Annotated in this window: 6 protein-coding genes; 2 read left to right on the top strand and 4 right to left on the bottom strand. The window is 73.0% G+C overall.

Annotated features, from left to right (window positions below):
* Positions 1–9 precede the first annotated feature (9 nt).
* The 4 genes from BS80_RS17790 to BS80_RS17775 all read right to left on the bottom strand — a co-directional run bounded on the left by BS80_RS17790 (position 10) and on the right by BS80_RS17775 (position 7,582).
* Positions 10–912: a carbon-nitrogen hydrolase family protein gene (locus BS80_RS17790; protein WP_083974852.1), complete on the bottom strand. Its 903-nt coding sequence runs from the start codon at positions 910–912 to the stop codon at positions 10–12.
* A 97-nt stretch (positions 913–1,009) separates the two neighbouring features.
* Positions 1,010–4,093 (bottom strand): N-acetylmuramoyl-L-alanine amidase, encoded by a 3,084-nt coding sequence (locus BS80_RS37810; RefSeq protein WP_051966742.1) that lies wholly within the window; start codon positions 4,091–4,093, stop codon positions 1,010–1,012.
* A gap of 276 nt (positions 4,094–4,369) precedes the next feature.
* A complete protein-coding gene (gene murJ, locus BS80_RS17780) occupies positions 4,370–6,367 on the bottom strand; it encodes a murein biosynthesis integral membrane protein MurJ (protein WP_232246519.1) in 1,998 nt (665 codons plus the stop codon).
* Between the two features lie 408 nt (positions 6,368–6,775).
* Complete coding sequence (locus BS80_RS17775; RefSeq protein ID WP_051966741.1) at positions 6,776–7,582, bottom strand: phosphatase PAP2 family protein; 807 nt, start codon at positions 7,580–7,582, stop codon at positions 6,776–6,778.
* A gap of 407 nt (positions 7,583–7,989) precedes the next feature.
* Between BS80_RS17775 and BS80_RS17770 the strand changes: the two genes are divergently transcribed.
* Together BS80_RS17770 and BS80_RS43560 are read left to right on the top strand one after the other, a co-directional pair.
* Positions 7,990–9,015, top strand: coding sequence for a sigma-70 family RNA polymerase sigma factor (locus BS80_RS17770; protein ID WP_035798550.1), 1,026 nt, complete (start codon positions 7,990–7,992; stop codon positions 9,013–9,015).
* 407 nt (positions 9,016–9,422) lie between these two features.
* Positions 9,423–12,635 (top strand): helix-turn-helix transcriptional regulator, encoded by a 3,213-nt coding sequence (locus BS80_RS43560; protein WP_051966740.1) that lies wholly within the window; start codon positions 9,423–9,425, stop codon positions 12,633–12,635.
* Positions 12,636–12,816 lie beyond the last annotated feature (181 nt).

Here is a 12,816-nt window from a genome sequence, read left to right as displayed (position 1 = left end):
GGAGGCCGGTCAGCCCAGGTCGACCGTGGCGCGCGGCGAAGCCGACACCGCGGCGTCGCGGTGCGCGATGTCGGTCAGCATCAGCAGGTCCTTGCGGGCCTCGCGCAGCAGCTGCGGATCGAGGTCCTGGATCAGCAGTTCGCTCTTGGCCGACCCGGCCTCGGCGAGCAGGGCGCCGTCCGGGCGCCAGATCGCGCTGCCGCCGCACGCCTGCCACGCGCCCAACGGGCCGACCTGGTTGGCGAGTACCGCGAATATGGTGTTGTCGAGCGCCCGGGCCGGGAACCAGACCCGTGACTGGAGGGGCCCGCCGCCGGTGAAGAACAGCGCGCCCACCAGGTAGGCGTGGCAGCCGTCCAGCGCCGCGGCGCGGGCGTGCTCGGGGAAGCCGGAGTCGTAGCAGATTCCGAGACCCAGCCGCCAGCCGTCGAGTTCCAGCGTGCAGCCGCTCGTGCCGGGCCGGAAGATCCCGGGCTCGCCGGTGTACAGGTGCTGCTTGTCGTACTGGGCCACCACCGCACCGCTCGTCGCGAAGACCAGGGCCGACATGTGGAGCGCCTCCTCGGCGCGGGTGGCCGCGCCCAGGACGGCGACGATGTCGCCCTCCCGGCAGGCGTCGGCGATCGGGGCCAGCCGCGGGTCGTCCACGGAGACGGCATAGCGCGCCGGGTCGGAGCCGATCAGCGCCGGGTCGTAGCCGCTGAGGAACGCCTCCGCGAAGAGCACCAGCCGCGCCCCGCCGGCGGCGGCTTCGCGGATCAGCTCGGCGGCCCGCTCGATGTTGGCGGCCACCTCACCTCGGACGGCGCCGGCCTGCGCCACGGCGATCCGCAGCGGGCGCTCGGGCAGTTCGGCCGGGGTGGCGGTCGAAGGGGTCGGGGTCGGTGCGGCGATGACATGAGAGGTGGTCATGTTCGTCCACCCTAACCGGAAGACAGCGGATGGAAACGCCCCAGGGGCCCGCCGGTTCGGCGGACCCCTGGGGGACGACTGTCAGATGGTCTGACGGTCAGTTGGTGTAGTAGCCGGTGATGTCGGCGATCAGGTTGACGTTGCCGGCGAAGTTGTAGAAGTCGACCTTGCCGTTGACGACCGGGACGATCACCAGGTTGGGGATGGTCTGGCCGGCGGTGAAGTTGAGGTTCGACGCGCTGCTGCGGGCCTGGCCGTCGGGGTACACCGAGACGTAGCTGTCCGAGGTCGGGTCGGTGGCGGTGACGTTCAGGACCACCGCGGTGACGCCGCTGGCCGGCAGACCGGCGTTGCCGGCGACCTGGAGCGAGATCACGCCGCCCGGGCCGACCGGGGCGCTGGTGCCGCCCGTGCCGTTGCGGGTGTCGAGCAGGCGGGCCGGGCCGGCGGTGAGGAAGGACGAGCCGCCGGTCGGGGTGTAGTAGCCGCTGATGTCGGCGATCAGGTCGACGTTGCCGGCCAGGTTGTAGAAGTCGACCTTGCCGTTGACGACCGGGACGATCACCAGGTTGGGGATGGTCTGGCCGGCGGTGAAGTTGAGGTTCGACGCGCTGCTGCGGGCCTGGCCGTCGGGGTACACCGAGACGAAGCTGCTGGACGTCGGGTTGGTGGCGGTCACGTTGAGGACCACCGCCGTCACGTTGGCCGGCACGTTGGTGCCGTCACCGATGGGCGCACCGGCGACCTGGAGCGGCAGCACGCCGCCCGGGCCGACCGGGCCGAGGCCGTTGCGGGTGTCGAGCAGGCGGGCCGGACCGGCGGTGGTGAGCTTTGAGGCTCCCGACGGGCTGTAGTAGCCGGTGATGTCGGCGATCAGGTCGACGCTGCCGGCGAAGTTGTAGAAGCTCACCTTGCCGTTCGACACGGGGACCACCACGAGGTTCGGGATGGTCTGGCCGACGGTGAAGTTGAGGTTCGACGCGCTGGTGCGGGCCTGCCCGAACGGGTAGACCGACACGAAGCTGCTGGAGGTGGCGTTGGTGGCGGTCACGTTGAGGACCACCGCGGTTGCGTCCGCCGGCACGCTGCCGGTGCTGGTCGAGGCGCCGGCGATCTGCAGCGAGATCACGCCGCCCTGGCCGACCTTGCCGAGACCGTTACGGGTGTCCAGCAGCCGGGTCGGGCCCGCCGGGGTGTAGCCGCTGGGCGTCGCGGGGAGGCCGGTGGTGACCGCCTGCACGTCGGTCGAGGCCAGGAACGCGAGCCGGTGGTCGAACCGGATCGGGTAGTAGGTGATGGTGCCCACGATGAACGCCTGCGTGGCGCCGTCGTAGAAGTAGTCGCCCTTCACCGGGGTGGCGCTGGCGGAGACGTACGACTGGCCGGCCGCGACGGTGGCGTTGACCGGCACCGGCGCGAGGTACGGGGTGTAGGTGCCCGGGTAGTTGGCGTAGGCCGCCGGCTCCGGGTTGGACCGCCCGTAGACCGGGATGCTGGTCGCGCCGGGCTTCGGGGTCAGCACGGTCTGGCTGCCGCTGTTGCCGGGGATGCCGGTCTGGCCGCCCGGGTTGTAGAACCAGGCCTGCTTGCCGCCGTACCAGATCGAGGTCCAGTCGCCCTGCAGGGCGGCGACCACGTAGGTGGCGCCCGCCACGGCCTTGTCGGTGACGTCCGAGCCCTGCGTGGTACCGCCGTTGAGCAGCGCGGAGGAGGTGCTCGGCGAGGTGTACAGGTAGACGAAGTTCTCCGGGCGGGCGGCGGTGCCGTCCACCGGAGGCTGGTTGGCGGAGGTGAACGGCGGGGCGATGGTCACCGTGCCGCCGACCGTCAGCGAGGCGCCGGTGCCGTTCTGGATCGGCGCGCCCACCAGCTGCATGTAGTGCTGCCAGTCCCAGAACGTGCCCGGGTCCCAGTGCTGCGCCGGCATCGGGTTGCCGTTGCCGTCCAGCTCGGTCTGCTTGGGCACGTCGTCGTGGCCGATGATGTGCTGGCGGTCCAGCGGGATGTTGTACTTCCCGGCCAGGTACTGGGTGAGCGCGGCCGAGGACTGGTAGAGCTGCTCGGAGTACCAGGTCGGGGTGTTGCCCGGCCCGACGCCGGCGGCGTAGCCCTCGTGCTCGATGCCGATGCTGTGCATGTTGAACGTCTTGTTGCCGGTGTGCCAGGCGATGTCCTTGTCGCTCATCAGCTGAGCGACGTGGCCGTCACTGGACCGCACCAGGTAGTGCGCGCTGACCTGCGAGGCGGCGGACTGGAAGGTCGCCAGGCTGCCGGCGTAGCCGCCCTCGGTGTCGTGAATGACGATGTACTGGATCGCGTCGCCGTCGGCCGGGCGGTTCGCGTTGCTGTAGTTGGCCGAGGCGGCGGGCGCCGCCTCGCACTGCAGGCTGGTGGGGCACTCGGTGGGGCCGCCGGGGGTCACCGCGCGCGGGGCGACCGAGGCCGCCGGGAGCTGGAGGCCCGGGTCGGCGGGCAGGGTCACGCTCTGGCCCTCGGCGGTCACCCGGGAGGCGCCCTGGCGCAGCGTGCCGAAGACCCGGTTGGCGAAGGCGGTGCCGCCGTCGGCCGCCGGGGTCTGGCCGAACTGGACCACCGCGCCGTACCAGGCACCCGGGTCGGTGGCGGTGGTCTTGCCGCCGGACTGCTGCTGGTACTGCGCCAGCAGGGCGGCGGCGCCGCGGATGCTCTGCGCGGAGTCGCCGCGCAGGGCCGAGTCGGGCTGCTTGATCAGCTTGGCCGCGGCGGCCAGGGTGTGCAGCGCGGGGCTGTCGACGACCTTGGTGGGCGCCGGGACGGCGTCCGTCGCCGGGGTGCCGTTGCCGCTCTGGTCGACCTCCGGCGCCTCGGACGCGGCGGCGGCGTCGGTCGCCGCGACGTCGACGTCGGTCAGGCCCATGACGTTGTAGTTGCCGGTGGTGCTCGGCTGTCCCTGGTGGGAGTCCCAGCGGGTCTCCTGGTAGGACAGCGCCAGCAGCACGCTCTGCGGGATGTGGAACTCGGCGGCGGCCGAGGCGAACTGGCCCTGGAGGGTGTTCGCGGCGGCCGGGTCGGCTGCCTGCGCACTGGCGGCGCCGGCGACGGTGCTCGCCAGCAGGGCGAGACCGGTCGCGGTGGCCGCGGCGGCGCTGACCGAGCGCCGTCGGCCCGCGGTACTGGGGGTGGATCGGTGGATGGCAGTCAACGGAGTCTGCAGACCTTCCGTGTCCGAGATGGGGGCCCGTGGCGGGCCGGATTTCCCCTGTGCGGGCCGCCCGCGGCGCCCAGCGGCGGACCGGCCGGAGCACGGTCCCCGAGGGGCGCGGTGGCACCTTCAGCAGGGGGTTGGAAGCGGTGTATCAGTACGAAAGTAAGAAAAGTCTGAGGTGACGCTAACACCGGGTATGCCGTCGGCGACCGACCGGGGGTACCGGTTCGGGGGACCCGTCCGGAGCAGGCCTGGCGAAGCGTCACGCCCTGCTCAACGACGGTGCTTGCCCCCGGCCACGGCGGGTTCGGGGTAGGGGATCCGCAGCTTGCGCGCGAGGGGGGCGACGGCGGAGCCGGCACCGAAGAACCGGGCGAGCAGGAAGAGCGAGGCGAGCACGGCCACCGACCCGACGCCAAGGCCGAAGAAGTTGCCGATCAGCCCGCCACCGAGTGCGCCGCCGACCGCCGCGGCCAGCCAGTGGGCGGCGAAGGCGCCCGGCAGGCTGGCCAGCAGCAGGCCCAGGTGCAGCCCGAAGACCCGTCGGCCGTCGAGCCCGCTGCGCTGCGGCGCGGCGAACGGGGAGCGGAGCATCATCGTCTGGTCCGGCGCGGCCGCGGGGGCCTGCGGCACGGCGGTCAGCCGCCGGCTGAGCGCCCGGCCGGTGATCACCACGTTGACCACGCAGGCGACGGTCTGGGCGCCGGCCATGCCGATCACGATCCAGCGCGGCGGCAGCGCCCAGTACGCGACGCAGGAGAGACCGGCGTTGGTCCCGGAGCTGACCACGGTCAGCCAGAACGGCGTACGGGCGTCACCCATCGCGTAGAAGCCACGGGCCAGCGCGTACTGCGCGCAGAAGGCCGGCAGGCCGATCGCGAAGACGATCAGCAGCTGGGCGATCACCCAGGTGTCGCCGGGGGTCGCCGCGCCGTGCTCGAAGGCGATCGCGCAGATCTGCGGAGCCAGCGCGACGAACAGGATGGTGGCCGTCATGATCATCGAGGCCGAGGACTTGAGCACCTGGGCCAGGTCCGCGCCGATGTCCTGGAGCTTGCCCTTGGTGGCGGCCCGGGACATCCGCGGCAGCACCGCGGTGACCAGCGAGATCGTGATGACGCCCTGCGGGACGACGAAGAGCAGGTAGGCGTTGCTGTAGGCGCTGTTGCCCAGGCCCGCCTTGAGACCGGCGCTGTGGGCGAGGGTGCCGGCGCCGGTGCTCAGCTGGGTGATCACCGCATACGCCAGCTGCGTGACGACGACCAGCAACAGTGCCCAGGTGGCCGCCCGCAGCGGCTTGGTGAGGCCCGAGCCGCGCCAGTCGAAGCGCGGATGCCAGCGGAAGCCCACCGCCCGCAGCGACGGCAGCAGGCCGAGCGTCTGCACCACGATGCCCAGCGTGCTGCCCCAGCCGAGCAGCAGCACCTGGCCGTGGGTCATGTGGCCGACGTCGCGCACCGCGCCGGCGGTGGCGATGTAGAGGCCGAAGACCGCGATCGCCACCGCGTTGTTGAGGATCGGCGTCCACATCATCGCGCCGAACTTGTCACGCGAGGTGAGCACTTGCCCGAGCAGGGTGAAGAGCCCGTAGAAGAAGATCTGCGGCAGGCAGCAGCGGGCGAACGCGATGGTCAGATCGCGTTGGGCGCCGCTGTAGTGCGAGTAGAGGTCGACGATCTGTGGCGCGCTGAGCCAGGCGCCCACGGTCAGCACGACCAGCGCGATGGTGCAGATGGTCAGCAGCCGGTCGGTGTAGGCGACGCCGCCGTCCTTGTGGGTCTGCGCGGCGTGCACCAGTTCGGGGACGAAGACGGAGGCCAGCACGCCGCCGAGCAGCATCGTGTAGACGATGTTCGGCAGCGAGTTGGCGACGTTGAACGAGTCGCCCAGCGGACCGGTGGTGAGCGCGGCCACGATCATGGCGCTGCGCACGAAGCCGAGCGCGCGCGAGGCCAGCGTGCCCATCGCCATGATCAGCCCGTTGCGCCCGTCCGACGTGGGGGCGGGGGCGGCGGGCTTGCCGGCCGGCGGCTCCTGGCCGGGACCGCGCTGCGCGGGCAGTTGCTCGGTGGGCGGTGCGTACTCGGCGGGCGGTGCGTAGGAGGGGTCGGCCGGGCCGAAGGACCCTTGCGCGGGGATCGGCCGCAGCGCCATGGTGGGCTGGTCCCCGTACGGCTGCGAGCCCGCGAACGGGTCGGGCGGTCCGAACGAACCGTACGACTCCGGAGGCCCGGGCGAACCGTACGGTTCGCCCGCCGTGTGCGTGGTCATCGGACCCCCGTCGCTCGGTGCCTGGGCAAGTGCTGCTGCGAGGCTGCCACAGCTTGGGCAGGACGGGTGGTCGGTGTACGGAGCTGACGCGCTGGCGCGAGTTCCGGACGACCGGCCGGCGCCGTGCTGTCGTGCTCGGTTCCCTCGGGAAGGACATGGTGCTGCCCAACCGGAGCAGTCTGCCCTACCGGGGCACCGGCTGGGGAGTCCTGTGTCATGTGGCGGAGATCTCCAGCGCGGGATCCAGCCGGTGAACAGGCGTTGTCAGGTCGGGAACTTGGCGGAAATCTCCGCCGACTCCGCCGGTTTGATCCGTATTTGCCCCGAATCAACGTGAACTGCGGTGGCTCATGCGGCACTGTCCTCTTTTCCTCCCCGCGAGCCGAGAGATCACCTGTGTGAGCTATCTCACTGGTCGTCCAGGCTCCGCGCGTCGAACTCCCCCTGGTGCGGCAGCTCCGGGAAGGGCACCGCGGAGGCAAGGACGCGCTGGACCCGCGGCCTGGTTCGCCAGTTCACCCGGCGGACGTCGCGGGCGAGCGCGCCGGGGTGCCACAACTCGACGGCGACGGTGGTCGTGCCGAGCACCGCGGCCGCCAGGAACCACCCGCCCACGACGTCGCTGGGCCAGTGCACGCCGAGCGCGATCCGGGTGAAGCCGATCGCGAGGGTGGCGAGTGCGGCCAGTGAGCAGGCCGCGATGCGGCCGGACCTGGCCGCCTGCGGCCAGACCAGGGCGGCCAGGGCGGCCGAGGTGACGGCCACCGCCATCGCGTGGCCGGAGGGGAAGGCCGGTCCGGCCGCGACGGCCACCGGGTCCGGGAAGTGCGGGCGCGGCCGGTCCACCGCCGCTTTGGCCGCCCACTCGACGAGCCAGCCGACCAGCGCCTGGGCCGCCGTCCAGCCGGCCAGCGTGCGGGCGCCGATCATCCAGAGCCAGCCGGCCGCCAGGCCGAGCAGCGTGCGCATCACGACCGGGCTGCCGAGCGTGGTCAGGGTCTGCAGGGCGGCGGTCCAGGCGGTGTGCCGGCGGGCGAAGTCGTGCAGACCGCTGCTCCAGCCGGTGTCCAGGTGGGCCAGCGGGGCCCAGCCCCCGTCGATCAGCAGCAGCAGGAGTCCGAACAGCGCGGCGGCGGTGAGCGCGACCACCGCGTAGCGCGGGAGCCGGGCATGGGGGGAGCGGAGCTCGCGGGCGCCGGCGTCGGTCAGGTGCATGACTGACACCTTCCCAGGGCGGCATGCCGATCCGATGGGGGACGCATCGCGATTCGGCATCGTTTGTCCGCATGAAGCGGGGGCAGCCGACGGGAGTCGGGGATCGATCCGCGCCTCTTGGGCGTTCTCCTGTCACTGCGGTAGTCGGCGCTGCGGTAGCGGTCCCTGCTTAGTGCCGGGTTGGAGTGGGTCTCCCTCCACCCCGCGTGCGGGATCAGTCACGGATCGTTCATATCGCGAGTGAAAGTGTGCAGGGTACTGCATCGCGCGAAGAATCTGAGCGACTTGGGAATCTTGTCCGGTTTCTGCACGTTGGATTGTTACGTGCGAGCTCCCCGGGGGCCCGCAATAGAGGAAGGCGTGTCGTCGCCGAGAGCAGACCCGGCATCACCAGCAAGGGAGCAAGAATGGCCACCCGTGCCGTCGTTCGCGACAGGGCCGACCGGACTCGTACGGCCCGCCCGACCAACTTTGAAGCCGACCGCGACCTGGTCGGTATGTACCTCGACGAAATCGCCAGGACGCCCCTGCTCGACGCCGCCGAGGAGGTCGAGCTGTCGCTGCGCATCGAGGCCGGCGTCTACGCCCAGCACCTGCTGAACGCGGCCGACGGCATCAGCTCCACGGGCGCGCCCGACGAGGGCGTCGCGCCGGAGCCGGTACCGCTGCCGCAGGGGGTGACCCGCGAGGAGCTGGAGGCGATAGCCGCCGACGCCGAGCGGGCGAAGGACGTCTTCATCCGCTCGAACCTCCGCCTGGTGGTGGCGGTCGCCCGGCGCTACCCGCGCAGCGGGCTGCCGCTGCTCGACCTGATCCAGGAGGGGAACGCCGGCCTGGTCCGCGCGGTCGAGAAGTTCGACTACGCGAAGGGGTTCAAGTTCTCCACCTACGCCACGTGGTGGATCCGCCAGGCGATCACCCGCTCGATCGCCGACCAGTCCCGCACCATCCGGCTGCCCGTCCACCTGGTGGAGGAACTCGGCCGGATCCGTCGGGTCCAGCGCGAGAAGTCCAAGGAGCTCGGCCGTGAGGCCGACCCCTCCGAGGTCGCCGCCGAGCTGGACACCACCGAGGCCCGGGTGAAGGACGTGCTGGACTGGGCCCGTGACCCGGTCAGCCTCAACATGGCCGTCGACGACGAGGGCGAGACCCAGTTCGGCGACCTGGTCGAGGACACCGGTGCCGTCTCGCCGGAGGACGCCGTGATGGTCATGCTCCGCCGCGAGGAACTGGACGACCTGATCGGCCGCCTCGACGACCGGACGGCCTCCATCATCCGCTCCCGCTACGGGATGGAGGACGGCCGTGAGCGCACCCTCACCGAGGTGGGCAAGCAGCACGGGCTCACCCGGGAGCGGATCCGCCAGATCGAGAAGCACGCGCTGGCGGAGCTGAAGAAGATCGCCGACCACGCGGGCTTCGAAGCGGCCTGATTCCGCAGCCGGTCTCTGGCGGACCCCGGTAGGACCCCCTCGCGGGAGTCGTGCCGGGGTCCGCCGTTGTGTTCTCCCGGCGCGAACCGGTCTCCGTTGTGACTGCGCGTCAATCATCGTCAAGCGGGCGTGAACGCTCTGTTTCCCATGGGCCCGTAGTCCGTCACGCTTATTGACGGGCCGCTGGCGGCGGGGCTGAGATGGGCATTCCGTTGCCGAGCGAGATGTCAGGGGCATGGCGCTTGCCTGGTGGTGCGAGATCCGGCGGAGGGGTGGGCCCGAGAGATGCGCACGCACACGGACGCGGACACCGGCACGGGCGGGGTCGGGGGCGGGGTCGGGGCGGGGACGGGGAGGCCGAAGCCCGGACGGGGTGGGGTGCCGGACGGCCGGGCGGGACGGGACAGTTGGTCGGGCGGGACCCGGAACTGCGGGCCGCGCGGGAGGCGCTGCTGACAGCGGGGGCGGTGCTGCTCTCCGGTCCCTCCGGAATCGGACTGAGTGCGCTGGCGGCCGACCTGGCTGCCCGGGCCACCAGGTCGGGGGTGCTGGTGCTGCGCTGCGCGCCCTCGGGGGAGGAGCGCGCCCTCCCGTACGTCGGACTCGTCGACCTCTTCGCGGACCTTCCCGAACAGCGGCTGGACGCGCTGCTCGACGGCCTGCCGGACGGGCAGCGCGCGGCGCTGCGCGGCGCGCTGCTCCGCGGTCGGAGCCCCGGCTCGGACCTCGACCGGCTGGCGCTGCGGGTCGGGCTGCTCCAGATCCTGCGGACCCTGGCCCAGGGGCCGGCCGGCCTGTTGCTCGTCCTGGACGGACTCCAGTGGCTCGACGGGCCCAGCGCCGAGGTGCTCCGCTTCGTGCTGCGCCGGACCGGGCGGCTCGGCATCCGGGTGCTGGCCACCGAGCGGACCGCGCCGCCGGGGCTGTCGCGGCGGGCCGAGCCGCTCGGTCCGGGCGGTTCGGTCGGTGCGGCGTCGGGCGACCGGGCGGGGTGGTTCGAGGGCGGGCGGGCGCCGGCGCGGTGGCGGGAGGTGTGCCCGGTGGACACCGTCGAAATCGTCCTGCCACCGCTGGGACCGGCGGCGACGGCCGAACTGCTCGTCCGGGACCGGCGCGGACCTGTGCCGGCGGCGGTCCTGCGTGACGTTCAGCAGGTCGCGGCAGGCAACCCGCGCTACGCCCTGGACCTCGCGCGGATGGGCTTCCGGCTCGGCGCGGACGGCGTGGGGCCCGTGCCGCGACGCCTGCGCCGACTCGTCCTCGGCCGGATGCGGGACCTGTCGGCGGAGCAGCGCCGGATCCTGCTGTTCGTCGCGGCCGCCTCCCGCCCGACTGTCGCCGGATTGCGGACGGCCGTCGGCGGCGGGGACCCGCTGCTACTGCTCGCGCCCGCTCTGCGGTCCGGCCTGCTCGTACTCGACGCGGGCGGCGGGACGGGACAGGTGGGATTCGGGGATCCGCTGGCCCGGGTCGTCCTGCTCGCGGAGGCCGCGCCGGCCGAACTGGCCGCCGTCCGCCGAACGCTCGCCGCCGCAGCCGCCGACCCGGCCGAACGGGCACGCCAACTCGCGCTGTCCCGGCCCGGCGAACCCGACGAGGCGACAGCGGCGGCGCTCGCGGCCGCCGCGACCCGGGCACGCGACCGGGGTGCGACCTCGGAGGCCTACGAACTGGCGCGACTGGCGATCCGCCACACCCCGGTCCCCCCGCCGCACGACCCCGCGGCTTCCGCCCGCGCGACCGCCTTCGCCCCTGCGGCCATTGCCGCCGCTCCCGGTGTGCGCGCGGAACGGCTGTTGACGGCGGCGCAGTATGCCTATGACGCCGGGCGCAGGCAGGAGGCCCGCGCACTCGCCTGCGAGCTGCTGGACGTGGACGCGCAGCCGCCGCACGCCGTCGCCGCTCGCACCCGGGCCAGGGTGCTGGTGCTCCGCACGTCCGGTCAGCCCCCCCAAGGGGCACGGGAGTTGATCGCCGCGGGGATCGCCGAGCTGCGCGGCCTCGGGTTGGACCGCGGTGCGATGGGCTGCGGTCCGGCGGTCGGCGCCGGGCCGACCGCCGGTGACCGGGAGGCCGAGACCGATACCAAGACCGATAGCGCGAGCCTGGTCGAGGCCGAGGTCGACCTGCGCCGCTGGTCGGCGGAACGTTCGCTGGTCACGGGGTGGTTCGCACACGCTGCCGAGGAGGCCGCGGTCGCCGTCGAACTCTCCGACACCGTGCGGGATTCCGCAGGGCGGGCGGCGGCCCTGGGGGTGCTCTCGACGGTCCAGGCGCTGCGGGGGCAGCTTGTCGAGTCCCGTCGCACACTCGCGACCGCGACCGCGACCGCGGTTGCGGCTTCTGCAGGGCCGGCTGTGCACGGGCGGGCCGGCCAGGCGGTCAGCTGGGAGCTCCAGCGCAGGCAGGCGGCCGCCGACCTCGATGCCGACCGGGTGGGCGCCGCCGTGGTGCGGCTGGCCGCGCTCACCCGTAGCGCCGGTGGCGGCGCCGGACTGACGGACGTCGTCGAGGCGCTGACCCTGTTGATCAGGGCCCAGGCGGCAGCCGGTGACGCGGTGTCGGCGATGCTTTCCGCCGCCCGGCTCAGCGACCTGCTCGCGGGGATCGGCGCGCAACCCGAGGCGTCCGCCGTCGCGCTCGCGCGGACCCTGGGTGGACAGGGGCTGCGCAGGACGCCGGCCGGGAGAGCTCTCGCCGAGCCCGCCGGAACCGGGACTGACGGCGGTGTGGGGGGTGCGGCCGGGGCCGGCCCGGTGCTGCACGCATGGGCCGTGGCCGAGCTGGCGGGCGGTGGCCTGCTGCGGGCCGGGCAGTTGGCCTCGTACGCGGCGACCGTGTCGGCGGCGGACGGAGACCGCTTGCACCAGGTGCGTGCGCTCGGCGCGGTGGGCGCGGTGCACCTGCTCTCGGGGGACGCGGTCGCGGTGGCGGCGGGCGTGGAGGCCCTCCAGGAGGCCCGACGGCTGGGGGGTCGGCTGGGGATGGCGGACCCGGACTCCGTACGGCGCCTCGCGTCCCTGGCCGAGAGCCTGGTGGTGCTCGGGGAGTACGGGGAGGCGACCAAGGTGCTGGCCGAGGCACGGGCGGTGGAGCGGGGGTGGGGCGAGGGCTTCAGCGGGAGCGCCAGGGCCGCGGTGGACCGTGCGGAGGGGCTGGCGCAGGCGGGGCTCGGGAACACCCTGCAGGCGGTCTTCCTGTTACGGGGAGCCGTCGACCGGCTCCACGCAGCGGGGTTGCCGTTGGAGGTCGCCTGGACGCTGATGGCCGTGGGATCGGTCGAGCGACGCTCGCGGCACCGCGCGGCCGCCCGCGCGGCGCTGGCGCAGGCCCGCGAGATCTGTGCCGAGAGGCTGGCCCTCCCGCTGCTGGCCCGAGTGGAACGGGAGTTGGAGCGGCTGGAGCACAGCGGCGGCGGTCCGGGCGCGGACGGTGGCCGGCTGACGGCGAGCGAGCACCGAGTGGCGGGCCTCGCCGCCGACGGCGCGACCAACCGCGAGGTGGCGGCGGCGCTCTTCGTCAGCGTCAAAACGGTGGAGGGAACGCTCTCCCGGGTCTACCGCAAGCTCGGAGTGCGCTCCCGCGCGGCCCTCGCGCGGGCCCTTGCGGCGCAGACCTGACCCGGCGCTGACGCGTGGCTGACGCGTGGCTGACGCGACACAGAGTTCCAGCGCTGACCCAGCGCTGACCCAGAGCCGACTCAGAGCCGACTCAGAGCCGATTCAGAGGTGACCTGGTAGGGCTGACGTCGCAGAGCCCGCGGTGAGGCGGGAATGTGCGTTCACATGGCCGAGGCATTCC

This window comes from Kitasatospora mediocidica KCTC 9733 (genome assembly GCF_000744225.1).
Taxonomy (GTDB): domain Bacteria; phylum Actinomycetota; class Actinomycetes; order Streptomycetales; family Streptomycetaceae; genus Kitasatospora; species Kitasatospora mediocidica.
Note: the sequence above shows the minus strand (reverse complement) of the source record. Positions and strands in the feature narration are given on the sequence as shown.